Source organism: Desulfosporosinus orientis DSM 765, from assembly GCF_000235605.1.
In the GTDB taxonomy this organism is placed as follows: Bacteria; Bacillota; Desulfitobacteriia; order Desulfitobacteriales; family Desulfitobacteriaceae; genus Desulfosporosinus; species Desulfosporosinus orientis.
Genome location: NC_016584.1, coordinates 4,249,278 through 4,273,350 on the forward strand (window position 1 = coordinate 4,249,278; position 24,073 = coordinate 4,273,350).

The 24,073-nt window shown below is 41.8% G+C and carries 22 protein-coding genes; 13 read left to right on the top strand and 9 right to left on the bottom strand.

The features are described from left to right. Positions 1 to 201: 201 nt before the first annotated feature. On the bottom strand, positions 202 to 2,736 hold the full coding sequence (locus tag DESOR_RS27520; RefSeq protein ID WP_014186365.1) for a hypothetical protein: 2,535 nt from the start codon (positions 2,734 to 2,736) through the stop codon (positions 202 to 204). Positions 2,737 to 2,967: 231 nt separating this feature from the next. Here DESOR_RS27520 and DESOR_RS19795 point away from each other — a divergent pair, with 231 nt between their 5' ends. From DESOR_RS19795 to DESOR_RS19810, 4 genes are all read left to right on the top strand, one after another. Further along, positions 2,968 to 3,612, top strand: coding sequence for a flavodoxin family protein (locus DESOR_RS19795; RefSeq protein WP_014186366.1), 645 nt, complete (start codon positions 2,968 to 2,970; stop codon positions 3,610 to 3,612). A gap of 346 nt (positions 3,613 to 3,958) precedes the next feature. Next, positions 3,959 to 4,747, top strand: coding sequence for an electron transfer flavoprotein subunit beta/FixA family protein (locus tag DESOR_RS19800; protein WP_014186367.1), 789 nt, complete (start codon positions 3,959 to 3,961; stop codon positions 4,745 to 4,747). A gap of 13 nt (positions 4,748 to 4,760) precedes the next feature. After that, positions 4,761 to 5,969, top strand: a complete 1,209-nt coding sequence (locus tag DESOR_RS19805; protein ID WP_014186368.1) for an electron transfer flavoprotein subunit alpha/FixB family protein — start codon at positions 4,761 to 4,763, stop codon at positions 5,967 to 5,969. Positions 5,970 to 6,017: 48 nt separating this feature from the next. Then, the gene (locus tag DESOR_RS19810) at positions 6,018 to 7,418 is read left to right on the top strand and encodes an FAD-binding oxidoreductase (RefSeq protein ID WP_014186369.1); all 1,401 of its coding nucleotides are present in this window, start codon (positions 6,018 to 6,020) and stop codon (positions 7,416 to 7,418) included. A 112-nt stretch (positions 7,419 to 7,530) separates the two neighbouring features. Here DESOR_RS19810 and DESOR_RS19815 read toward each other — a convergent pair whose 3' ends face one another. The 5 genes from DESOR_RS19815 to DESOR_RS19835 form a co-directional block, all read right to left on the bottom strand. Further along, a complete protein-coding gene (locus tag DESOR_RS19815; protein WP_042331452.1) occupies positions 7,531 to 8,718 on the bottom strand; it encodes an AI-2E family transporter in 1,188 nt (395 codons plus the stop codon). Positions 8,719 to 8,804: 86 nt separating this feature from the next. Beyond that, positions 8,805 to 9,725, bottom strand: a complete 921-nt coding sequence (locus tag DESOR_RS19820; protein WP_242832367.1) for a metallophosphoesterase — start codon at positions 9,723 to 9,725, stop codon at positions 8,805 to 8,807. 428 nt (positions 9,726 to 10,153) lie between these two features. Beyond that, entirely contained in the window at positions 10,154 to 10,969 is an 816-nt protein-coding gene (locus DESOR_RS19825; RefSeq protein ID WP_014186372.1) for an RMD1 family protein, read from the bottom strand. Positions 10,970 to 10,983: 14 nt separating this feature from the next. Then, positions 10,984 to 11,808, bottom strand: a complete 825-nt coding sequence (locus tag DESOR_RS19830) for an RMD1 family protein (protein WP_014186373.1) — start codon at positions 11,806 to 11,808, stop codon at positions 10,984 to 10,986. 180 nt (positions 11,809 to 11,988) lie between these two features. Next, a complete protein-coding gene (locus tag DESOR_RS19835) occupies positions 11,989 to 12,342 on the bottom strand; it encodes a cupin domain-containing protein (protein ID WP_014186374.1) in 354 nt (117 codons plus the stop codon). A 279-nt stretch (positions 12,343 to 12,621) separates the two neighbouring features. Here DESOR_RS19835 and DESOR_RS19840 point away from each other — a divergent pair, with 279 nt between their 5' ends. From DESOR_RS19840 to DESOR_RS19880, 9 genes are all read left to right on the top strand, one after another. Next, on the top strand, positions 12,622 to 13,851 hold the full coding sequence (locus DESOR_RS19840) for an aminopeptidase (RefSeq protein ID WP_014186375.1): 1,230 nt from the start codon (positions 12,622 to 12,624) through the stop codon (positions 13,849 to 13,851). 214 nt (positions 13,852 to 14,065) lie between these two features. After that, entirely contained in the window at positions 14,066 to 14,878 is an 813-nt protein-coding gene (locus tag DESOR_RS19845) for a DUF2935 domain-containing protein (RefSeq protein ID WP_014186376.1), read from the top strand. A gap of 105 nt (positions 14,879 to 14,983) precedes the next feature. Next, complete coding sequence (locus tag DESOR_RS19850; protein WP_158309055.1) at positions 14,984 to 16,264, top strand: ABC transporter substrate-binding protein; 1,281 nt, start codon at positions 14,984 to 14,986, stop codon at positions 16,262 to 16,264. A 23-nt stretch (positions 16,265 to 16,287) separates the two neighbouring features. Further along, entirely contained in the window at positions 16,288 to 17,265 is a 978-nt protein-coding gene (locus DESOR_RS19855; RefSeq protein ID WP_014186378.1) for an alpha/beta hydrolase, read from the top strand. 183 nt (positions 17,266 to 17,448) lie between these two features. Beyond that, positions 17,449 to 18,090 carry a DUF4004 family protein gene (locus tag DESOR_RS19860; protein WP_014186379.1) on the top strand — a complete coding sequence of 214 codons (642 nt, stop codon included), beginning with the start codon at positions 17,449 to 17,451 and terminating at the stop codon, positions 18,088 to 18,090. Further along, positions 18,087 to 18,743, top strand: coding sequence for an Integral membrane protein CcmA (locus DESOR_RS27525; protein ID WP_014186380.1), 657 nt, complete (start codon positions 18,087 to 18,089; stop codon positions 18,741 to 18,743). Before DESOR_RS19860 ends, DESOR_RS27525 begins: the two co-directional genes overlap by 4 nt. A 14-nt stretch (positions 18,744 to 18,757) precedes the next feature. After that, positions 18,758 to 19,504, top strand: coding sequence for a hypothetical protein (locus tag DESOR_RS19870; RefSeq protein WP_014186381.1), 747 nt, complete (start codon positions 18,758 to 18,760; stop codon positions 19,502 to 19,504). A 97-nt stretch (positions 19,505 to 19,601) separates the two neighbouring features. Beyond that, positions 19,602 to 20,576: an ATP-binding cassette domain-containing protein gene (locus DESOR_RS19875; RefSeq protein ID WP_014186382.1), complete on the top strand. Its 975-nt coding sequence runs from the start codon at positions 19,602 to 19,604 to the stop codon at positions 20,574 to 20,576. 7 nt (positions 20,577 to 20,583) lie between these two features. After that, positions 20,584 to 21,339 carry an ABC transporter permease gene (locus tag DESOR_RS19880; protein WP_242832551.1) on the top strand — a complete coding sequence of 252 codons (756 nt, stop codon included), beginning with the start codon at positions 20,584 to 20,586 and terminating at the stop codon, positions 21,337 to 21,339. 5 nt (positions 21,340 to 21,344) lie between these two features. Here the strand turns inward: DESOR_RS19880 and DESOR_RS19885 are convergent, their stop codons facing one another. The 3 genes from DESOR_RS19885 to DESOR_RS19895 are packed head-to-tail and all read right to left on the bottom strand — an operon-like array spanning position 21,345 to position 23,995. Then, the gene (locus DESOR_RS19885; RefSeq protein WP_014186384.1) at positions 21,345 to 22,340 is read right to left on the bottom strand and encodes an ABC transporter ATP-binding protein; all 996 of its coding nucleotides are present in this window, start codon (positions 22,338 to 22,340) and stop codon (positions 21,345 to 21,347) included. A gap of 32 nt (positions 22,341 to 22,372) precedes the next feature. Continuing rightward, complete coding sequence (locus tag DESOR_RS19890) at positions 22,373 to 23,185, bottom strand: ABC transporter permease (RefSeq protein WP_014186385.1); 813 nt, start codon at positions 23,183 to 23,185, stop codon at positions 22,373 to 22,375. Between the two features lie 3 nt (positions 23,186 to 23,188). Beyond that, on the bottom strand, positions 23,189 to 23,995 hold the full coding sequence (locus DESOR_RS19895) for an ABC transporter permease (protein ID WP_014186386.1): 807 nt from the start codon (positions 23,993 to 23,995) through the stop codon (positions 23,189 to 23,191). Between the last annotated feature and the right edge of the window lie 78 nt (positions 23,996 to 24,073).

Consider the following 24,073-nt stretch of genomic DNA (forward strand, 5'->3'; position numbering starts at 1 on the left):
TGAGTGATTCCCATAAAACGGAATTATTAGGTATTCTTTGAACAAAGTCATCCAATTATTCCCGAATAAATAGGTAACCTTTCAAATTCTACAGCAAAAAGCATCCTCCGCCTGGGAGGATGCTTTTTGCTGTAGAACTTTATTGAAGAGTTCGCTCTGTAGAACATTAAAACTTTTAAAAATATCTTCATTGATGCTTCACTAGACAATAGAAGATAAATTTTTTGTACGATGAATTTGTTTAATTTGTCTTTCTAATCTGCGGGGAAAGGCAAGATCTTCTCGCTTACAAACTAAGACCTTCCAACCATCCATATTAAATTCTTCCAAATTGTAATGATACTCTGGTTCATGAAGGCAAATCAAGATATCTTCAACTTGAGCCAGAAATGTTTGACCCTTTATTCTTTTGTTCCAATACACAGTACTTTTGGGAAAGACATTATTTAGAACCTGTTTTAAGCGCTCTGCCTGCTGAGGAACTGAAGAAGTACTAAATAATTGAGTAATTTTAGCATTGATAGACGCAAAATAATCTTTTGTGCCTGACATTGGTTTGGCCAGTTCAAAGGGTTCTTTCTTAGTTATAGCCTCTAATTTTGCGTCAACGTGGGCAAGTGCGTCAGCAAAAGCCAAAGCCTCTTCTTTTGCCTTCTTTTCAGCATGGGAGAAAGTGTCAGCTTCAGCACGAACCTCTGCGAGAGCCTTCGCATGAGCTTGCCTTTGCTCTTCAGCTTGCGCCAATGCCTCTGCCAGCGCACGGGCATTGGCTTCAGCCCGTTTTTTCGCTTCTGCTAGCACCTCCGTCAGTTCTCTAGCCTTCGCCTGCGCTTTCTCTTCCCCTCGGGCATGAGCCTCGGCTTCAGCACGTACCTCTGCAATGGCCTCCTCATGGGCTTTCCTTTCTTCTTCGGCTTGTGCCTGAGCCTCTGCCAGCGCCCGGGCATTTGCTTCAGCCCGTTTTTTCACTTCTGCCAGCACCTCCGTCAGTTCTCTGGCCTCGGCCTGCGCTTTCTCTTCCCCTCGGGCATGAGCCTCGGCTTCAGCACGTACCTCTGCGATGGCCTCCTCATGGGCTTTCCTTTCTTCTTCGGCTTGTGCCTGATCCTCTGCTAACGCACGGGCATTTGCTTCAGCCCGTCTTTCCGCTTCAGCCAGCGCCTCCGTCAGTTCTCTGGCCTCGGCCTGCGCTTTCTCTTCCCCTCGGGCATGAGCCTCGGCTTCAGCACGTACCTCTGCGATGGCCTCCCCATGGGCTTTCCTTTCTTCTTCGGCTTGTGCCTGAGCCTCTGCCAGCGCACGGGCATTGGCTTCAGCCCGTTTTTTCACTTCTGCCAGCACCTCCGTCAGTTCTCTGGCCTCGGCCTGCGCTTTCTCTTCCCCTCGGGCATGAGCCTCGGCTTCAGCACGTACCTCTGCGATGGCCTCCCCATGGGCTTTCCTTTCTTCTTCGGCTTGTGCCTGAGCCTCTGCCAGCGCACAGACATTTGCTTCAGCCCGTTTTTTTGCTTCCGCCAGCGCCTCCGTCAGTTCTCTGGCCTCGGCCTGCGCTTTCTCTTCCCCTCGGGCATGAGCCTCGGCTTCAGCACGTACCTCTGCGATGGCCTCCTCATGGGCTTTCCTTTCTTCTTCGGCTTGTGCCTGATCCTCTGCTAACGCACGGGCATTTGCTTCAGCCCGTCTTTCCGCTTCAGCCAGCGCCTCCGTCAGTTCTCTGGCCTCGGCCTGCGCTTTCTCTTCCCCTCGGGCATGAGCCTCGGCTTCAGCACGTACCTCTGCGATGGCCTCCCCATGGGCTTTCCTTTCTTCTTCGGCTTGTGCCTGAGCCTCTGCCAGCGCACGGGCATTTGCTTCAGCCCGTTTTTTCACTTCTGCCAGCACCTCCGTCAGTTCTCTGGCCTCGGCCTGCGCTTTCTCTTCCCCTCGGGCATGAGCCTCGGCTTCAGCACGTACCTCTGCGATGGCCTCCCCATGGGCTTTCCTTTCTTCTTCGGCTTGTGCCTGAGCCTCTGCCAGCGCACAGACATTTGCTTCAGCCCGTTTTTTTGCTTCCGCCAGCGCCTCCGTCAGTTCTCTGGCCTCGGCCTGCGCTTTCTCTTCCCCTCGGGCATGAGCCTCGGCTTCAGCACGTACCTCTGCGATGGCCTCCCCATGGGCTTTCCTTTCTTCTTCGGCTTGTGCCTGAGCCTCTGCCAGCGCACAGACATTTGCTTCAGCCCGTTTTTTTGCTTCCGCCAGCGCCTCCGTCAGTTCTCTGGCCTCGGCCTGCGCTTTCTCTTCCCCTCGGGCATGAGCCTCGGCTTCAGCACGTACCTCTGCAATGGCCTCCTCATGGGCTTTCCTTTCTTCTTCGGCTTGTGCCTGGACATCTGATGGTGAACTAGTGTCGCCTATGTAAGATTTTTCAATTGAATTGTTAGTACTGCTTTCAGAAACTTTCGATATTCCCTCATGCAACATTCTGTGCATGATATTTTGAAATTCAGGAAAGTTATTAATAACACGAGCATCAGGAAGTTGTTGTTCCAAGAGTTGTCTCACTCCATCAGCTAAAAAATCTGTAGGAATGGTGGGAGTATCTTTTAGCAACGATGTAAGTTTCATGACAATTTGACAACCCTTTCGAAATTCTTCATCTGAGTCGTTCCCCGTCAAAATGCAGACAGTGAAGATTGTTTCAATGATCTGATTAATCCATTTTCTAATTCGGGGATCATTATGAAAATAAGTCTCCAAGATCATCCACCTCCAATTAATACCTTGTAAATAACCTATGCTTGTCAATTGGGAATAATTACTCAATAACATAATAATAGATGTTTCCATCCTTACTATTATTGATCGACCTACAAGCGTAGATCGCACCGGCAGTTGCCAAGTCATAGCTAAATGCTTGTTTAATAACTGCTTTCTGACCTATAATGGTTATAGTTAAACTAAATTGTAAATGGAGACGATTAATTTACTATGAAAGTAATTTCTATTAATGGTAGTCCGAGAAAAAATTGGAATACGGATATCTTATTACAAAAAGCTCTTAATGGAGCTAAATCAGTAGGAGCGCAAACAGAAGCTATCCATTTGTATGACTTGAATTTTAAAGGCTGCATTAGCTGCTTTGCCTGTAAAAAGAAAAACTCCAAATATATCGGCCATTGCGCCATGAAAGATGATTTAACAAATGTTTTGGAGAAAATTCTGGTGTCAGATGTCCTTCTGTTGGGTTCGCCCATTTATTTTGGCAATGTAACTGGGTTAATGCGTTCTTTTTTGGAACGTTTACTTTTTTCAAACCTTTCCTATAATGAAGGGCATCGTTCTGTTTTCCCAGGCAAGGTATCATCTGGCTTTATCTATACAATGAATGTACCAAAGGAATTTATAAATCAAGTTAACTACGAAGCCCTTTTCCAACAAAATAAAACTCTGCTGGAAATACTTAACGGAACCTCAGAGTTCATAATATCCGCTGACACATATCAGTTTGACAATTACTCTAAATATGAAGCCTCCCGCTTCAACGAGAACCACAAGGCCAAAGTTAAGGCTGAACAATTCCCCCTAGACTGCCAAAAAGCCTTTGATTTAGGTGTTAAACTAGCAAGTAACTAACATTTAAAAGCACACCTTCTTTAACTTTGGGGACAATAATCAATAAAGAAAATATGCTTTTATAGTCATATGGCTTACCGCCCAAAGCTAAGAGTTTTGGGCGGTTTTTTTGCATCATTTAAAAAACTTGCCTGGCTCCCAAGGACACTGCTCTTCATAATGGTTAGCCTTCCAGACGAAAGCAGGTACACTTATGACTAAAAGTCTAGAATGTCTCCTTGTTAGCTTGTGAAAATTAAGTCTTTGAATGACTCAAAATCTTATGTTATCATTGAAAATACGGTCAGGCGGTCTGACCATCAGGTCTTTTCTAAATAAATGATCAGCATTTATAGGAGGTTAAGCCATGCAAATTCTTGTCTGTATTAAACAAGTTCCGGGAACCTCAAAAATTGACGTTGACCCAGTCACCGGTGTCCTAAAACGGGATGGAGTGGACTCTAAAATGAATCCCTATGATTTATATGCCATCGAAACAGCACTGCGGCTTAAAGAGCAAAAAGGCGGCAAAATTTCCGTCATTAGCATGGGACCGCCGCAAGCCAAAGAAGTCATTCAAGAGGCCTTCATGATGGGTGCTGACGAAGGAGTATTGATCTCTGACCGTAAATTTGCCGGTGCCGATGTCCTGGCAACCTCTTACGCTCTTTCTCAAGGTGTTCGTCAAATGGGCAACTTCGATCTAATCCTTTGCGGTAAGCAAACAACCGATGGAGACACAGCTCAAGTTGGACCTGAAATGGCAGAATATCTCGGCATACCTCATATTGCCAATGTCTTAAGCATCCTGGACATTAAGGAGACATCCATACTAGTGGAAATGGACATGGCTAACACAATTGAAGCAGCTGAAATTCAATTTCCCTGCCTCTTAACTGTAGAAAAAGACATATTTCAGCCTCGACTTCCATCTTATAAGAAAAAACTAAGCACGAAAAACCGTGAAATTAGGACAATTACTTTCAACGATCTTGAAGATAAAAATGAAAATAGATACGGACTCAGCGGTTCGCCTACTCAGGTTGAACGAATCTTTCCCCCTTCCGTAAATACAGATCAACAAACTTGGACAGGCACTCCAACGGAGCTTAGTTTTCAAATAACCGATAAGCTTAAACAATTAAAGTTTATTTAAAGGGGGAAACTTTGTGAGTAAGCTAATTTGTCACCAAGAAAAGTTAAATGAATCCAATATCCAAGCCTTAGTGGAGATTTGTCCCTTCAATGCTCTTGAGGCAAAGAATGGAACCCTGGAAATTACTTCAGCCTGTAAAATGTGTAAACTCTGTGTGAAAAAAGGACCCGAAGGGGTCATGGAATTCCTTGAGGAAGCAGCCTCTACCGTAGATAAATCGTTATGGAATGGCATTGGAGTTTACGTTGACCATCTCGAAGGAGAAATCCATCCTGTAACTTTTGAATTAATTGGTAAGGCCAAAGAGCTTGCAGCCGTCGTCAATTTCCCCGTGTATTGCGTGTTTATGGGTTATAACATAACCGACAAAGCTCAAGCCTTGCTTCATTACGGAGTAGACGAGGTCTTCGTCTATGACTACAAAGAATTGGACCATTTCCGTATTGAACCTTACACAGCAGCCTTTGAGGATTTTATTCAAAAGGTAAAACCTTCATCCTTACTTGTCGGAGCAACTACCATTGGCCGCTCCTTGGCGCCAAGAGTAGCTGCGAGATTCCGAACCGGCTTAACCGCCGATTGTACGACTCTTGAAATGAAAGATAACACAGACCTTGTTCAAATCAGACCTGCTTTCGGCGGCAACATTATGGCCCAAATCATTTGTCCGAATACCAGGCCACAAATGGCAACGGTAAGATATAAAGTCATGGATGCACCTCAAAGACAGGCCGAACCTAAAGGCAAGATTACTCTATGTTCATTGGAGCCATCAAAGCTAGTATCTTCCATTAACGTATTAAAGGTAACACGCAAAGAAGCAGAAGAAAATATTTCGGATGCTGATGTGATCATTGCTGTGGGAAGAGCTTTAAAATCCGAGAAAGACCTGGCGATGATTCAGGAATTAGCATATTTATTAAATGCTCAAATTGCAGGTACTCGCCCCTTAGTTGAAGCCGGTTGGATTAACCCCAAACAGCAAATCGGCTTATCCGGGAGAACCGTTAAACCCAAACTAATTATAACTCTCGGAATTTCGGGAGCTGTTCAGTTCGCTGCAGGTATGAATAGCTCTGAACAGATCTTTGCCATTAATAAAGACCCTCATGCCTCAATTTTTAATATCGCTCATTATGGCATTGTTGGTGATCTCTATGAAATTGTTCCTCAACTAATTGCAGATATCAAACGCTCACAAGCTCAGATTTGTGCTCGTTAATCCTATGAGTGTATGGCAAATCACTTAGAAAATCGTGGAGGTAATTTCATGAACAATTATAAAACCGTGGATGCAAAGGATCGGGAATTTCTAGTTTCTCTATTAGGAAATGAGCGGGTTTACACCGGGGAAGCCATCAGCGATGATTTTAGTCATGACGAATTAGGGGGAATCAGCAAAGCCCCTGACATTTTAGTAGATGTCTTATCTACAGATGAAGTTTCCGAAATTATGCAATATGCCTATGAAAATAATATTCCTGTTGTGGCAAGAGGCTCAGGAACTGGGTTAGTCGGTGCATCAGTTCCAATTTTCGGGGGAATTATGCTGAACATGTGCGGCATGAATAATATCCTTGAGCTGGATGAGGAAAATTTAACCCTCACTCTAGAGCCTGGAGTGCTTTTAATGGAAATCAGCAAATATGTAGAAGAACATGATTTGTTCTATCCTCCGGACCCTGGCGAAAAATCTGCAACTATTGCCGGAAATATTAATACCAACGCCGGAGGCATGCGGGCTGTAAAGTATGGAGTAACCAGAGATTATATCCGAGGACTTGAAGTGGTTCTCCCTAACGGAAAGGTTATCAATGTGGGCGGAAAAGTTGTTAAAAATTCTTCCGGTTACAGCGTGAAAGACTTAATCTGCGGTTCAGAAGGCACCTTAGGTATTATCACAAAAGTCATTTTAAAACTTATTCCTCTGCCGAAAAAAGCAATTTCCCTGTTAATCCCCTTCCCCGATCTCGACAGTGCCATTAGCACGGTTCCGAAAATTATTAAATCAAAATCCATTCCTACAGCCATCGAATTTATGCAGAGAGAAGTTATTCTTGCCGCAGAAGAATTTCTGGGCAAAAAATTCCCAGACAATTCGTCCGATGCCTATCTCCTGCTGACCTTCGACGGCAACAGCAGCGAAGAATTAGAGAAAGACTATGAGAAAGTCGCTAATATCTGTCTTGCCGAAGGAGCACTTGATGCCTTCATTATCGACACAGATGAACGAAAAGAAGCGGTTTGGTCCGCACGGGGCGCTTTCCTGGAAGCTGTGAAAGCCTCTACCACGGACATGGATGAATGTGATGTTGTTGTTCCGCGCAATAAAGTAGCTGAATTCATTAAATATACCCATCTTCTTCAGGAACAGTTTAATAACCGCATTAGAAGTTTTGGCCATGCCGGAGACGGAAACTTACACGTCTATGTGTTGAGGGATGATCTCACCGACGCGCAATGGAAAAAGCAACTAGCCGATGTCTTTGAGGCCATGTATCAAAAATCCCGAGAACTCAACGGTTTAGTATCAGGAGAACATGGTATTGGCTATGCTAAGAAAAGCTATATGTTTGATCAATATGAGCCTGATTATGTGGAGCTCATGAGAAATATCAAATTAGCCTTTGATCCTAAAAATATACTCAATCCTGGCAAAGTCTGCTGGTAGGACTTATAATTGACACTTAAATCAACTTAGAAAACAAAGTAAGCAGAGATGACTCCCTGCATACTTTGTTTTTTGTTGCCCTTCACCCAGCATTCCAAGGCTCGCCTACACTTTATCGATCCAAATATTCCTTCGTCTCTACCGGAAGTCCCTTGGCTTCCAAACGCAGCTCTACAATTTCCTTGATAATCGAGTAAATAAGAACAAAGAGGGGCACCCCGATAATCAATCCGACAAATCCAAAAAACTTACCCCCTAGAAGGATTGCAAAGAGAATCCAAAACGAAGAGATCCCCAGTGAATCTCCCAGTATTTTGGGGCCGATGACATTCCCATCCAATTGCTGAAGAATAAAGATGATGATCAGGAACCAGAAGGCCATTATTGGTGATTCAAAAAAGATGATAATGACTGATGGTACCGCACCAATGAAGGGGCCGAAAAAAGGGATGATGTTCGTGACCGTGATAATGAAGGTGACCAGTAGGGTATATGGCATATCCACAGCGGTGAGGATAATAAATGTTAAGCATCCGATAATCAAAGAGTCTAAAATTTTACCGCCAAGGAACCGACTGAAGATTGTCTGAGCCCGTCTAACAATCTCTATAACTCTCTCTGCATTCTTTACGTTGAAAATACTATAGACAATTTTCTTAGCCAAACTGATAAACTGCTCTTTTTCCGCCAGCATATAGATAGAAATAATAATACCCAGAAATACATTCCAAACCGACAGTGCCGTATTTCGCAGAAAGGCCAGAGCGATAGGAACCAAGTCCTCTGCGTTGTCACTAATAAAGAATGCCATTTCATCCAAACGTTTATTAAGGAAATCAACAACTCCCGGAGGAAGAAGAATATCCTCCGATAGATATTTAAGATATTCCGTGCTAGATTGGACATAGTCCGGGATTTTCCGAACAAGTCCGGAAATACTTGCAATAAGCTGAGGGAAAATAAAGGCGATAAAGAGGTAGACAAGAAAACCAGAAACTAAATAAGCTAGAAGCATAGAAAGTATGTGAAAGCGCGATGGTTTAACTTTTTTTAGAGATGGAATCTTTCCCAACTGTTTTTTAAAGAAGTTCAGAAGGAAATTCACTAGATAAGCGATGACGAACCCGTAGACAAATGGGTAGAGGGATGAAAAATGACCTGTTAATATGTGTATGAAGTTGTCCAGTCTCGACATGATAAGAAAGAACAGGATGCTGGACGCAATAACGATGAAGCTGTACATCGCGATGGTAGTATATTTTCGATTCCAATTACAATTAAATTCCACATTAACCTCCATTATTGTGCAAACTTCAGATTCGCCTTTTTAGTTTATATCATTGACAATAATTAGTTCTAGTAAAACAGTTTGACTATGGGCCCAAATCATGGCCTAAAATTAATCGTTGTACAAACGATTTCTGAATGAGTTCCTATCCTCACAGGTGGCCCCCAAGTGCCATAACCTGATGAGACGATTAAATGATAATGATCTTTTTTCATGTAACCCCAATCCAACTCATAGATGAGATTCGTGATGATATTACCTGGGAATATTTGTCCTTCGTGAGTATGTCCAGAAAACTGCAGATCTATTTGATTTTGTTGGGCTGTTTCCAATTCCAAGGGCTGATGATCTAACAAGATAAGGGGTAATGAGGAATCTACACCTCTCATGATTTCCTCTAACTCTTTTCTTCCCCCTGATCCCCCATGCGTGCTAGGGTTATCTCTGCCGATAATATAAAGGCTGTCAGCCACTTTAGCCCATTGATCTCTTAGAACATTTACCCCTGCCTCATCAAATAACCTTACTACAGTCTCATCCCTTGACCAGCGATCATGGTTGCCTGGAACAGCAAAAACACCATATTTTGATTTCAGTTGGCTAAGTGACTTTAGCAATTGCAGAGCATCCTGCTGATGAATTGTTCCTTCACTTATGTCTCCACCTATGAGAATCAAATCAGGCTGTAATCCATTAATCAAATCAACCATTTTTCTTATGCGTATTGAATCCACGATAAGACCATAATGAATGTCGGAAACCATAACTATTCTAAGCCTGTTTAGATATGAGGCTTTCTTATCAATTGAAAAGTCATAGCGTGTTATTATCGGATTTTGAGCATTATAAGTACCATACGTTAACACCGCTAAAGCGAACAAAACAACAAAGCAGGCAATGAAGAAAGGTGTCCTCAAATTATTTTTCACACTAACTGGAACAAATTTGATCAATCTATCAAACATGCGTACCAAATCTACAAGTAAAAGCAACAAAAAGATGTAGACAACCGCTAGCATTGAGTACCAGCCTAATGTGGTTACCCAAACTCTGTTAATTGCGGGAATGAAATTCTGGCCTATTTCCGTGAAAGGAAATGTTAAAACAAGAATGCCCAAGCAGCAGCAATAAATACCTTTGCTGACCTTATTTGAAGCATGAACTATACTCCATCCCCTACGGGCAATATAGAAACTTATTAAACAATATACACCCAGAAAAGCACTGGATATGATTCCCCACATAGTCTCTCCATTCTTAATTTGGTTTTAAGGTTTTGCCAAACTCATCGTCCATACCATGTTCGCCGAGATTTGACTTATCTCCTTCCACCTAACTGCTAAACTTAAAAAAACTATTCAAAGGGCACTAATCCAGTCCTAACATCTGAATAGCGCCCTCATTAAAATGTGCTCAATATTTTTAGTGAGTCTTTACGTCAGCTAAATTATTGGAACAGGATATGCATAAGCGGGAAGCTTGCCAGTAGCACTATCTCAAATAGCAAAAGTCTCTGTTCTGATTGCTTGGTTCCAAAGCTGAAGTATTCTCCCGTAATAGAATCTAAAATGTTCATCTGATTTGCTAAAGCCTCATAACGTTTATTAAGTTCAAAATAACCACATAACCTGTCAAACAACAGCCTGGATTCATGGTTTCTGTTAAATTCTGATGGCCTATCAAGAAGTCTTACACTTTCAATACTCCTGTATTTAAAGCGAATACCTTGAGCAAGAGTCGAAGCCACTTTTTTGGTATTTGCCCTCAGATAACCCTTATTAAGCCAAACAATGAACTTACCCACTTCATCCAAAACCTGGGAAAGATCCCTTTCAATGTTATAAAGCTCCGTGGACTTTGCCAAAACTGCTGCAGCAACATCATCCACATAGGGTTGATATTGAAAAACAACATCATCGCCTTCCCATAGAATTAATTCACCCTCACTCAAAGGAATCATCTCATGAGTCTCATTAAATCGAGAAAGCAATTCATAGTTCGGTTCAATATATAATGTCCCTAAGTAGTCAAGGAAAACGGACACTTCGTCTTGATTGAAATTTATAAACGAAACACACCCGTATTTATATAAATACACTGCTTTAGCTGCAGAAGCATACTTTAGGATCTTCTCAACCTCTACCTCATCGAATTTAAGGTAATCTCTCCATCTCACGTCCTGCCTTAAATTCATAAATCCTGCTATTCTCGCGAGAAGGAGTCTTGCCGCTATTTTATATGTATTAATCAGTATTTTTTCCATACTTACACCTGTCTTTAGTGGATTAGATCAAGCACCATCAGCAATACTTCAACAACGATCAACAATACAATGATCCACTCAACAAACAATCCGCGAATTGAATGGCTGATAGAGGCAAACCCGTCAATAATGCTTTTCAAGATTTCTGTCTTACTTTTTATAACTATGTAACGGTCATTCAGCTCAAAAAACTCCGACATCTTTTCGTAAAAATCAGCTGCATCACTGTTAATCCAGGTAATATCCGGTTTATCCAGAATCATAATATAAGCAATGGTGTTATATTCATGCCTGACAATTCTTGAAGTAGTTTTGGCGATTTCTTTATAACCGATATGTAATTTTCCTCTTTCCAGATTATCAATTTTTATTTCTAGATCATCCAGAATTTTGCTCAGCTGCTCTTCTATCCTCTCAAGGGCTACCGACTTAGCAATTACAATTGAAATAAGCTCAGGGTAAAACAACTCTACTTTTGGTATCTGTACATAACGATCAGTAAGTTCTATTTCTTCACCTTCACACGGATGAAGTACATAGTCATCCTGAAACCTGTCATACCTGCCTATATCTATATCCGGCTTGATACTTTTCAGATAGCGCATCAATCGTTCTGTATGCTGTTTGGTTGAGTTAATAAACACAATACTTCCAAAGGAAAAAATCAGGATCTTTTCGTCCTTCCCCGGCGGTTCTCCGGTAATAGTTCCCAAGGTATCGCCCTGAAGAAGAAGCGGCTCCTCCCATGTATACTTTTTCCTAATATTGCATTCCACCGCAATCTTATTAAGATCAATTTCATTCGTTACTGCAAAGGCTTTAAATGTTAAATCGTTCATCCTATTCCCTTAGCTTTCTGTTTTTTTAATCACCCTATGTGCCTATTTGTAGTATATAATTAACTGCTTCTTTTTATTATTCACATACAGCATCCGGTCTGGGATTAATAATTAATTCTGAAAATATTAAAACCGCCAACTTAGCCGGCGGTTATTTTTGCAAAATATGTACATTTGATTTTAGTCAAACAAGATTAATGCCATAACTTCCAAATCAACGGTTCCTGTATTTTCAAGGGAATGCTTCTCACCGTTTTTAGTGATGATTACATCTCCAGGTCTTACAGGCTTTTCTTCTCCGTTATCATTGACTACGCCTTCCCCGCTGAGGACGACATAGGTTTCAAAGTCCCCGACATGTTCGTGAAAACCGATGGAGGCTCCAGGTTTTAAAACATTTTTACAGTACAGTCTCCCCTTACCCTTAAATTCATCCTTTTCTACCTCAAGAAAGTGCGTCATTTCAAGTTCGCCTTTCCCACCGCGGAAATTTGAAACTACATCTTTTTTCAACTCATCAAAACGTTTAATCATATTATTGCTCCTTCATCATAAATTTAAAAAGATTATATCATATTCTCAGTTAGATATCGTTGTTCCCTCAAAAGATATCTATTATACCACTTATTTGTATTTAATTTGAATTATATGATATAATCCTTGCCAAGCTTAAAGACCATATTCAAGCTTATTAGAAAACTTGGCTGGGGCCAAGCCTTTCAGGCGCAGGCGGCCGCCATAGTTGCACTTATGCTTCAGAAAGTATGCAACGAAAAGTTATACTTTCTGATTAGTACTAAAAAGGAGTCTAAAATGAATAGAAATTCGTTAGAAAAATATGCTCAGCTTATCGTAAAAACTGGTCTAAACCTCCAAAAAAATCAAACCCTGGTGATTTCCGCACCCATCGAAAGTGCACCCTTTACCCGTTTGGTTACGGAAAAAGCTTATCAAGAAGGCGCACGGGATGTTGTGATCCAATGGAGAGACGAATTGACTTCAAAAATCCGCTATCTTCACGCGCCAGAAGAGGTTTTCGAAGAATTTCCGACCTGGCAGAAAGAATTTTACCTTTCCTATGTCCATCAAGGAGCAGCCTTTTTAAACATTGCTGCCTCTGATCCTGAACTCATGAAGGATGTTAATCCTGAACGACTTACCAAAGCTCAAAAAGCCAGCAATAGTGCCCTCAAAGATTACCGACATCGCTTAATGAGCAACCAAAATACTTGGTGCGTTGTTTCGATCCCGACGGCAGCATGGTCCAAAAAAGTTTTTCCCCATCTTTCTGAAGAAGAATCCATGGAAATGCTCTGGGATGCCATCTTAAAAACTGTCCGGGTTGATGCTGAAAACCCAGTTCTTGCTTGGGAAGAGCATAAAAGGAACCTTAAAACCAGAATGGATATATTAAATTCCCTTTCCTTAACCACCCTCCGTTATACCAATTCTCTGGGAACTGATTTACAGATTAAACTACCTGAAAATCATTATTGGCTGGGAGGTTCTGAGTTTACACCTGACGGTATCGAATTTATTGCCAATATGCCTACGGAAGAGGTATTTACCTTACCTCATAAAACAGGCGTCAATGGCAAAGTCGTCAGCTCTATGCCTCTAAACTACAATGGAAACCTTATAGAGAATTTTTCTCTGACCTTTAAAGATGGCAAAATTATAGATTACAACGCTGAGAAAGGACGCGAAACCCTTAAAACTATCATTGAAACCGACCAAGGCTCGCATTTTTTGGGAGAGGTTGCTCTAGTCCCTTATGACTCTCCAATCTCGAACTCGAAAATCCTGTTTTATAATACTCTCTTTGATGAAAACGCATCCTGCCATTTAGCTATTGGCAAAGCCTATCCGGTCTGTATGAAAAACAGCGAGAAAATCCCCCCTGAAGAGTATGGGAAACTGGGAATGAATGAGTCTCTGGTTCATATCGACTTCATGATCGGAACCAGAGACCTGAAAATCTTAGGGACTACCTCAGATGGCAGCGAGATACCCATCTTCAAAAACGGCAACTTTGCCCTGTGATTTTAGATATTGCCCTCGCTAAACCGTCATGGACAACTAAGAAAAGGCCCACCATCAGAAGATAAAAATCTACTGTTGGTGGGCCTTTTCTTTACTACTACTACCATTAACATTAGCACAAAAAAGGATTAAAGCTAAGAACTCAACCATAAAGTATACGGGATAACCTTCGTTTAAAGCAAAACTTAGATCTTAATAAGGAGGCTGTTTTTCTATGACTGTTAGATCTTCGAAAGATGCTTTGTATGAACACCGTTTCTGGCTGCAAGTTCTTGGCGACCATGCACGCTTTATTATTAAAGCGTTGGTTCCTTCTGAAAGTGAAGAAGTAAGTCGAACCTATTACTTGATTCAAGAGTTTGACCGTTTGCTTATATATGTCCGCCAAGATTTAAGCAGAGAGGAATTAAACAGTTTACATCAACCGATCTGCCAGCTGGTTCAACAATTAAAAGAGTTCAAGTTTCACTTAATTCAACGACACCTGGAAGGTCAAATCGGGTTAAATTTGCAGCCCACATTTGTCAGCCATATGGTCAATGAACTTGAGGAATATCAAAAAATATTAGATTTCTTGACCAAATGGGAAGCACCACCTTTGTTCCATCCAACTCACTATCATTTGCTCTGGCTGCTGGACGCTGCCGGACATGCTGATGCAATTACCACCTCCCTGGATAGCGTAGAAAAACCCCTGCGAGCTAAAAGTCAGCGTTTTAATATTGACTTTGACTATCTTTACCTTAATTCTCACGAAATGGCTGGCTTCACACGAGCTCTACAATACTTTCCTTCATTAGCAGGGTTCAATAGTAAGGCGGCCACCCAAATTCTGCTCTTTGAGGATTTTTTGCTGGAACTCCAAGAAAAGCTCCTCAGCAAAACTGTCTTAGGAAACCTTTACCCTTTACTATTGGATCACATGCTCAGGGAAGAATGCTATTACTTGATCAAACTGTCATCTGTATCTGATGTAACTTGTCCAACCTGTGATCCTGGAAAACCAAGGATTATGGAAAAAATATAAAAAGGTTATACTAAAATTTCAATGAATTAACTTTATTTATCGGCATTGATCTCATTGTTAAATTGGGGAGTTGCTTTACTAATGCTTAATAAATTCAAAAAATGTTTGGTAATTAGTTTACTGGTCTTGCCAATCCTTATTTCCTGTACCAATGGACAGAAACAGGTAATACTGCCGGCGGAAAAAAATGAGATTCTAACGTTAGAATGCGTGATTCCCTATGATGATGAGGAAAAAGCCCAAACATTGAAAGACTTTGTAGAAAGTGTTCAACCCATCTTTCCAGATTTTAAGGTTCATATGAGCTTTGTCAAGGGAGACAACAATGCATATAATACTAAGATTAAAGTTATGATGTATTCAGATAACCCTCCCGATATTATTTATTCTGGCGATGAAAACTTTACTGAAGGACTCTATTCCTCAGATAGAATTCTGCCTTTAGAAGAACCGTTAAGTGATATTGGCTTTTGGGATCTGGTGATTCCAAGCGCTAAGGTATCCAGCGATACAGGACATATTTATGCCGTACCTATTGATACGGCGCGTTATAATGTTATGCTCATAAATACAGCTCTTTTTTCAGAAAACAATGTCAAAGTTCCTGAAAACTTTGAAGAACTTATAAACGCAGTCAGAGAATTTAAAGAACTGGGTATTACACCCATCGCTATCGGAGGTAAAAATGGTATGTCTGTCTACAACTTGATCGAGAGCTTTGCCGGTACCTTAGATCATGAAATTACGGGTAAAATAATTGACGGTAAAGAGGATTTTTCCGGAAAAACCTTCAGGCAAGCTGCCCAATCGGTCAATGAACTTATGTCTTTAGGTGCCTTCCAGGAAAAGCCTGGGACATTTTCTGATGCAGAAGCTGGAGATATCTTTTATTTATCTGAAGCAGCTATGTATTGCACCTCTTCTGAAAATCTAAAAATGGCAATCAATCAATTAAACGGAAAAGCAGCTGTACTATTTTACCCTGATCTAGATGATAGCAAATCTAGCCCAAAGGAAATTGTTTCCGGCGGTACCAAAAGTGACTGTGGCTTATTGATTCCCTCATCAACGAAGCATCCTTCTGAAGCTGTAAAACTTGCTGCCGAAATGTCGAAATACTACAATAAGCATCTCTATGAAAACGTAGAGGCAATAACCATCTTTAACGTTGCAAACATGGAATGGACACCCCCTCAAACCCCAGAACAAACGATCAATGAATTAATGCTGATCATTCGTCAAAAAGATCATGTCAATAGAGGGCTCTGTGAATATAATATTTCAGCTGATAAAAAGAAATCCATTGAAGAAGCTTCTGCTGCGTTCATCGCAGGGCTTTTATCCGTTGACGATTATTTGAAAGGTATGGATATCAATTTGCACTAAAATAGCTTTTCGGGGAAGATAGAATGAAACTACTAGCATCTTTGCAAGCAATGAAAAAAAGGTATAAAGTGCTGTCAATATTCTTAATACTCCTGATGATTATTGTTAATATCGTAGGTTTGTATATTGGAAATATCTACTACCAGAAGGTTTGTATGCTCAATGTAAATCCTGCCACCACCGGGCTGGATTATTATAAATCAAGCTTTGATTATGAGAGATTTACTCATCTGGAATCTTATAATGTTTCGATAACATCAAGCTTTGGCTATGAGCTTTTAGGTACCTACATATTTAATCTCAAACCTACGAACAATACGGTCATTTTGCTACACGGTATTGGCTGTGATCGCTGGGAATCCATGAAATACGCCGATATGTACCTTGATCTGGGTTTTAATGTTTTAGCCTATGACTCGAGAGCTCAAGGAAGCAGCGGAGGAAAAGACATTACTCTTGGCTTTTTTGAAAAGATTGATCTAGAAAACATCATTAAATGGGTTAGCTGGGTTAATCCTAATGCCATCATCGGAGTCCATGGAGAATCATTAGGAGCTGTCACCGCTCTCCTTCAAGCAGAAGTTGATCCTAATAATAATGACGTCAATTTCTATGTTGTAGATTGTCCGTATTCTGATTTGTGGGACTTAATGAATGTAAAAATTTCAGGGGATTTTATGCCAAGTTTTCAACCTACAGCAGCCTTCATATTATTTTACGCCAATATCGTTGCCCTGAAAAAATCCCACTTTTCCTTGCATGCCGTATCTCCAATCACCGAAATTAGCGATGTCAAAACACCTATCTTGTTTATCCACGGCAGTAATGATACCTTTATACCCGCTTCCATGTCCTTAGAATTATATCTAAGGAAAAAAGGGCCGAAAGGAATCTATATTTCGCCGGGTGCCGAACATGCTATGTCCTATTTGACCAACACAGCAGAATATTCCGCAAAAGTTAAACAGTTTTTGACTGAGAATAATCTGCTCAAAAAGTAACCCTTGGCACCACCAGTAACAAGGGGCTGTTCCTTTTCTGTGAACAGGCCCTTAATCCTGTCGATTTTTTGCATAGTATTAAAAATCTATAGAAATCACTTTACAGTGTAACAATGTTATGTTACACTAACTAACGTAACATAACATTGTTACACTCGGAAACACTAAAGAGGTGAATAGACATTGGAAGAACAAGATTTGTTGTCAAAGAAAGATCTGTTGGCCTTTACAGGGATTTCCTACGGGCAATTGTATCGTTGGAAACGGCAAAACCTGATACCTGAGTCCTGGTTTATTAAGCAGTCTTCATATACTGGTCAGGAGACCTTCTTCCCTAAAGAGAAAGTCCTTAAAAGAGTTGAAGCTATTCTTAAACTCAAGGATCAGTACTCACTGGAAGAATTGGCAGAGATATTCACCCCCGAGCTGACTCAGAAGGTCTTTAAAGCATCTTCTCTTCACCGGCTGGAAGGACTGAATCAGGCTATCCTTGATTTATATATTCAGCGATCGGATCATGAAAACTTAACCTTCCGTGAACTGCTCTTCATTTATGCCTTAAGCAAAATTGAGCAGACTTTAAACTTCGGAGAATCTTGGCGGTCTTATATGGTTGCTTCAGCTATACGTTGGCAGTCCCAAGTAGCTAACTCCGATTACCAAATGCTGGTCTGTCAAATAAAAGGACAAAAGTTCAGCCTACTCCTGCAGGAAGGATCCGCGCTGCTTCTTGATAATGATTCAGAAGTCCTTGCTGACATAAAACTAAATGAGCTGGCAAATGAACTGGGCAATAAAATAAACGCTTGGGAGGAATTAGAATGAACAATCATGACGTAAGAATCATGGGAGAAAGTTCTCTTAGCGGCGGCGTCTATGGCAAAGTAAAAATTATGGGCAGTGTTTGGGCTCAAGATGATTTGGAGGCTGAGAAAATCAGGGTCTTCGGTACTGCAGAATTTCGCAGCCTCAAAGCGGGCGAACTTAAAGTAGCAGGCACTGCTCGTTTTGAAGGTTCTTTAAATGTAAGAATGTTAGATATTACCGGCTCTGTCGACGCCCTTGAAACTATTAAAGCTCACGAGATTAAACTGTACGGTTCGCTTACTGCCAAGAAAGAAGTTATTGCGGAAAAATTTCTGGCTAAAGGAACCTTTGAATTATCATCGCTCAATGCCAATGATGTTCGAATAGAGTTGGCGGATACCTGCAGAGTTGAAGAGATTGGTGCCGAGAACGTCAAAGTAGGGCCAATCAGTATGTTCAATCTGGCATTTTTCGGATCAAGCCACAAAAAAAGCCTACGGGCAGGCATTATCGAAGCAGATAATATAGAACTAAGCAATACGGCAGCACAGACCGTCAAAGGGATTCAAGTTATCATCGGACCTTGTTGTGAGATTGGAACTGTAGAATACCAAGATTCTTTGAAGGTCCATCCTGGTTCAACTGTCAAAAACCCATTAAAAATCAAATAAGGAGTAAGAAGGATATGGAAGAACTAAGAAATATCAACATTTCCGGAACAGGAAAAATCAACGGCGGTAAATTTGCTGAAGTGAGTATTTCCGGTTTGGGCCAAATTTTAAGCGACCTAGAAGCTAACAGGATTGAGATATCCGGCATGGGGACGATCAAAGGAAACGTCAAAACCCAGCGCTTTTTGACCAGCGGCAACGGCACTGTAGAAGGACTTTTGGAAGGTTCCGATCTGGATACATCTGGAAACTTTAAAGTCAACGGACCTGTCAACGTCAAAGAAATCAGGATTCAAGGCCGGAACCGCTTTAATGACAGTGTTAAAGCAGAAAAAATCACCTGCACAGGTTATCTTAGCGTGGGTAAGGATCTGGAGACAGAAGACTTTCGCTGCAGCGGTTCATTTGCTGTAGAGGGATTACTTAACGCTAATAAGGTCGAAATTGAGATAAACGGCTTTTGCTATGCTCGCGAAATTGGCTGCGAAGAAATTCGGGTCGAGAAATCCTCCTCCATGGTTCCCTTACATTTCTTGCATAAATTAATCACTCCTTTTCTAGGACCAAAGCGTGAACTCAATAAGCTCACAGCTAATGTGTTGGAAGGTACCATAGTGAATATCTGTGATACTCAAGCCAAAATCGTCCGAGGTAATAAGGTCAGGATTGGCCCCGGCTGCAACATTGGGGTAGTGGAGTATTCCGAAGAGCTGGAAGTGGATGAAGAAGCTGTTGTTGAGAAACAGATACTAATCAGCTAGGAGATTCAAAGAAGCCTTCTTCTTCCCCTTTATCTTAAAGTGTTGAAGGAGAATGCTTCAGTAGATAATACTTTATTGCACAAGAAGGAGACAGGCTATGGAAGACTTAATCATTGAAACTAAAAACCTACGCAAAACCTTTGTAGCCAAAATTAAGGGAAAGAAGGAATTTCTCGAAGCGGTCAAAGGCATCAATTTATCGGTAAAGAAAGGAGAAATCTTTGGTTTTCTCGGCCCCAATGGTGCTGGAAAATCCACTACTCAAAAAATGCTTGCCACATTGCTTCTGCCCACCAGCGGAGAAGCCAAAATCAATGGATATGAGTTAACAAGGCAGCAACAGCAAATACGCCAGAACATTGGTTACGTCAGCCAAGCCGGCGGAACAGACTCCATGTCCACAGGGCTCGAAAATTTAATTTTGCAAGCCCAGCTTTATGGACTCGATGATAAAACCGCAAAGCAACGGGCTGTGGAATTTATCGAGCGTTTTCAAATGGGTTCCTTTGCTGATCGCCGCGCAGACAGCTATTCAGGAGGTCAGCGCCGCCGTTTGGATTTGGCACTGGGAATGATTCACCATCCAGATGTATTACTATTGGATGAACCCACCGTAGGTCTTGATCCACAAAGCAGAGCGTACTTGTGGGATGAGATAAAGAAGTTACGCAATGAAGGCATCACGGTCCTGCTCACGACCCACTATCTAGATGAAGCAGACAAACTCTGTGACCTAGTCGCAATAATCGACCATGGTGAAATCGTCGCTCAAGGAACTCCCGCGCAATTAAAATGTGACATTGGTGCTGATTCTATTGTTTTTGGTTTTACGTCAAACCATTTAGCTCTGCAGGCCCAAAAACTGTTAGCCCAGTGCACTCGCGTTGAAAAGAATCAGATCACCGGTAATTATCTTCACTTATTCATTAAAGATGGAGAACGAGTGTTGCCCGATCTCTTGCGCCAGCTTGATGCAAAAGAGTTGGAAGTTCAAAGCATTGCTGTGTCAAAGCCCAGTCTGGACGACGTGTTCTTAAAACATACCGGTCGGTCATTAAGGGAGGATCATTAAAGTGAAAATGTTACGCGAGACAAAGTTAATGTTCATCCGAAGCATGCAGCATACCCTGCGCAATCCCATTTGGCTCTTCCTCAATTTGTTTCAACCTCTATTATATCTATTTCTGTTCATGCCGCTTTTGAAAGGCTTAGGGGGAGTGCCAGGTTTGCCGGAAGGCAGGACAGTGGAAGTATTCATACCTGGTTTGTTAGTCATGCTGGCTTTATTCGGATCTGCTTTTGTCGGTTTCGGTCTTGTCGATGAAATCCGTACGGGAGTGATTGAGCGCCTTTTAGTCACCCCGATCAATAGAACGGCGATCATGTTAGGCCGAATTTTAAAAGATGTCGTTGTGCTCCTGGTGCAATGCAGCTTAATCACTCTATTTGCTCTTCCTTTTGGATTAAGAGTCAACATCGGAGGGTTTCTGATCTCCTTGCTGCTCTACGCAATAATTGCAATTGCAATGGCCTCAATGTCATATGCCTTCGCACTAGTCTTCAAGTCTGAAGATACCCTTGCTTCGACACTCAATACTATAGCTTTACCTATTTCTTTGCTGTCGGGGATTATGTTACCCCTGGCCTTAGCTCCTCTTTGGCTCAGAAATCTGGCTAAAATCAATCCTCTTTCCTATGCTGTGAATGCTTCTCGCGCCTTATTTTCCGGCTATCTATGGAATGGAGACATTACCATAGGTTTCATTATTATTGGCTTACTTGCCATTATCACCTTTTGCTGGTCTGTTCGATCCCTTAATAAAATGGCTGCCTAAGGGAATTATATTACACCTTCCTTGACTCCACTCTCGTAAATATTACGAATCATTACCTCAATCTCCGGGTCCTGGATGGATAAGTCCTTAACTTCATAACTCTCCGAGATTTGGCTAATCAATTGGGAAGCACTCATCACATCGCGATTAAACTGCAGCCAATAGCGGTTTCCTTCTTGTTTGATGATATTTGCCCCTTTAACTGTAAAGTTCATAGTCTCCTCTTCCAGATCAATAATTAAAACCCGCTCTTTTCCAAACTTTTCTTTGATTTTTGCCAATTCACCGTCATACATCACTTGCCCATGATCAATTAAAATCATCCTTTGACAAAGCTTTTCAATATCGGACATGTCGTGGGTCGTGAGGATGACAGTAACCCCTCTCTCCCGGTTAATTTCCCGGATGAAGTTCCTCATTCGTTCTTTGGCCACTACATCTAAGCCAATCGTTGGCTCATCCAGAAATAGGATGACAGGATCATGAAGTAAGGACGCGGCAATGTCTGCCCTCATTCTTTGACCCAAGGATAATTGACGTACAGGTGTTTGCAAAAACTCCTCTAAACCCAATATGTCGGAAAATCGAGCCATGTTTTTCCGGTAACGATCATAAGGAATTTGAAATACCTGACGCAACAGTTCAAAAGATTCAATGGTGGGAAGATCCCACCAAAGTTGACTGCGCTGGCCAAAAACCACTCCTATTTGCCGGGCATTCTTTTGGCGTTCTTTGAAGGGCATAATATCATTAACTCGGATATCACCCGAGGTCGGAACAAGAATCCCAGTGAGCATTTTTATCGTAGTCGACTTGCCTGCTCCATTGGGGCCGATATATCCCACAATCTCCCCTGTGTTTACAGCAAAGGAAATATCCTGCACAGCCAGTTTCGTCGTATATTCTCTATGAAATAAACTTCGCAATGCTCCCTTAATTCCCTCTTGGCGTTTAGCAATCTTAAACTCCTTGGAGAGATGGTTAACCTCTATCAAACTCATGAAAATAATGCCTCCCTAACCTAACTCCATCCTTATGAACCTGCACTTTTATACTTATTTAAACCCAACATCCAAAGTTGAAAGCAAAGCCAAAAGAAAACAGCACCAACTAAGATACTAAAAAAACCCCAGTAAGGGGGATAGATTCCCTTTGTTTTCCCCAATAAGAGAAGAGCTGGGAGATAGTTGACAAAGGCAAAGGGCAGTATGAAGGTTACCAGTACCTGTACTACCCGGGGATAGATGGAGAGAGGATAGTTCATAAGGCTTTTCGCCGGCCACATAACAACCCAATAAAAACGCTCCGAGCGAGTCGTCCAAAAGGCCATTGCCGAGATGGCAATTATAAGCCCTCCTTGAATGAGAGTTCCCCCAATCACCGCCCCCAGAAAAACAAACCACTGCCAAAGATTCCAATGCAGGCCCAGCCGGTTGTAAGCCATTGCCACCGCCACAACGCTAAAAAGAAACTGTCCAAAAGCACCCACGTCAAATTTCATAGACATGAAGTGAAAAAAGGGATGAATCGGCCTGACCAAAAAGCGGTCAAAGGTTCCTTGAACAATAAATTGGTCCAAGGTCCGAAAGTGAAAAAAGAAAACGACACAGACTCCCCAAGATAACACGGACAGTGCAAACAAAAAGAGAAGTTCCCAGAAACTCCAGCCTTCAATGGCTCCAAAGGAATAGAGCAATACCCACATGGTAATCGCTGTACCGGCATAGGTCATAGCCCAGCCTAAAATATTCATAACAAAGGCATAACGGTATTGAAGCTGGGTCGTAATACTAACCCCAATCATATAGAAATACAATCTTATTCCTCTTAGCCAAGAGCGCAGCATTAATTACCCTCCCTGAATGACAATTTTCATAGAGGCCTTAGCCCAAACATAACGAAGGATTGCATAACACACCACCAACCAGATGACTTGGGTCGAAAGTGCTTTCAGCAAGGCTTCACCCCTTAATTGTCCCACAAAAATGGAATTTGGCACAAAATATATCCCTTGAAAGGGCAGGTAACGAGCTACGTTTTCAAGCCAATCGGGAAAAAACCAGAGGGGAACCACGGAGCCCGAGAACAATGAGATAGAGAAATAAAAAATATCCTCGACACCTCCGGTTTCAACCAACCAAAAGGTAAATAAGCCAAAAGTCAGTTCGATACAATAGCGAATAAAATAACCTAGAACTGCCGAAAGAATGAATACAGCTCCCTGGGTAAAGGTTGTAGGCATTGCCGGACTGAAGATAAGAAAAATAACGGTATAAAGGGGCAGCACTGCCGTGAGAAAATAAAAGATGATACTCCCAAAATCTGTGAACAACATGCGTGTAGGATAATCATAGGGCTTGAGCATTTCCATGGCAATATCCCCGGTCCGTACCCGTTCCTGTATCTCCCAGAGGGGAGTCCCTGCGCCATGGATTCCCTGAAGTGCTTGGCTGATTAAAATATAGCTCAGCATAGAATGAAAGGAGACGCTTTCAACCGTTCCTCTTCCGCGATAAAGGGCATACCAAACAAACCCCCACATAAAGAGCATCATAATATTGCCCAGAATTCTTGTCCAAGCATCAAAGCGATACGCCGCTGCTCTTTGCATGGATTTACGAGTAAATACCCCATACATCCTTAATGTTCCGATCATAAGCAACCTCACTGGCCGATTTGACTATGTAAAATGTCTAATCTTATATTGCCCTACTCAGGAATAAATAGCAAATCC

Excerpts from the sequence above, each read along its gene's own strand:
- DESOR_RS19835 (WP_014186374.1), bottom strand. The coding sequence starts at position 12,342 with ATGATTAAACGTTTTGATGAGTTGAAAAAAGATGTAGTTTCAAATTTC.
- DESOR_RS19890 (WP_014186385.1), bottom strand. The coding sequence starts at position 23,185 with ATGCTGCGCTCTTGGCTAAGAGGAATAAGATTGTATTTCTATATGATT.
- DESOR_RS19815 (WP_042331452.1), bottom strand. The coding sequence starts at position 8,718 with ATGGAGGTTAATGTGGAATTTAATTGTAATTGGAATCGAAAATATACT.
- DESOR_RS19895 (WP_014186386.1), bottom strand. The coding sequence starts at position 23,995 with ATGATCGGAACATTAAGGATGTATGGGGTATTTACTCGTAAATCCATG.
- DESOR_RS19840 (WP_014186375.1), top strand. The coding sequence starts at position 12,622 with ATGAATAGAAATTCGTTAGAAAAATATGCTCAGCTTATCGTAAAAACT.
- DESOR_RS27525 (WP_014186380.1), top strand. The coding sequence starts at position 18,087 with ATGAACAATCATGACGTAAGAATCATGGGAGAAAGTTCTCTTAGCGGC.
- DESOR_RS19830 (WP_014186373.1), bottom strand. The coding sequence starts at position 11,808 with ATGAACGATTTAACATTTAAAGCCTTTGCAGTAACGAATGAAATTGAT.
- DESOR_RS19845 (WP_014186376.1), top strand. The coding sequence starts at position 14,066 with ATGACTGTTAGATCTTCGAAAGATGCTTTGTATGAACACCGTTTCTGG.
- DESOR_RS19810 (WP_014186369.1), top strand. The coding sequence starts at position 6,018 with ATGAACAATTATAAAACCGTGGATGCAAAGGATCGGGAATTTCTAGTT.
- DESOR_RS19855 (WP_014186378.1), top strand. The coding sequence starts at position 16,288 with ATGAAACTACTAGCATCTTTGCAAGCAATGAAAAAAAGGTATAAAGTG.
- DESOR_RS19875 (WP_014186382.1), top strand. The coding sequence starts at position 19,602 with ATGGAAGACTTAATCATTGAAACTAAAAACCTACGCAAAACCTTTGTA.
- DESOR_RS19880 (WP_242832551.1), top strand. The coding sequence starts at position 20,584 with ATGTTACGCGAGACAAAGTTAATGTTCATCCGAAGCATGCAGCATACC.
- DESOR_RS19870 (WP_014186381.1), top strand. The coding sequence starts at position 18,758 with ATGGAAGAACTAAGAAATATCAACATTTCCGGAACAGGAAAAATCAAC.
- DESOR_RS19825 (WP_014186372.1), bottom strand. The coding sequence starts at position 10,969 with ATGGAAAAAATACTGATTAATACATATAAAATAGCGGCAAGACTCCTT.
- DESOR_RS19800 (WP_014186367.1), top strand. The coding sequence starts at position 3,959 with ATGCAAATTCTTGTCTGTATTAAACAAGTTCCGGGAACCTCAAAAATT.
- DESOR_RS19795 (WP_014186366.1), top strand. The coding sequence starts at position 2,968 with ATGAAAGTAATTTCTATTAATGGTAGTCCGAGAAAAAATTGGAATACG.
- DESOR_RS19885 (WP_014186384.1), bottom strand. The coding sequence starts at position 22,340 with ATGAGTTTGATAGAGGTTAACCATCTCTCCAAGGAGTTTAAGATTGCT.
- DESOR_RS19820 (WP_242832367.1), bottom strand. The coding sequence starts at position 9,725 with ATGCTAGCGGTTGTCTACATCTTTTTGTTGCTTTTACTTGTAGATTTG.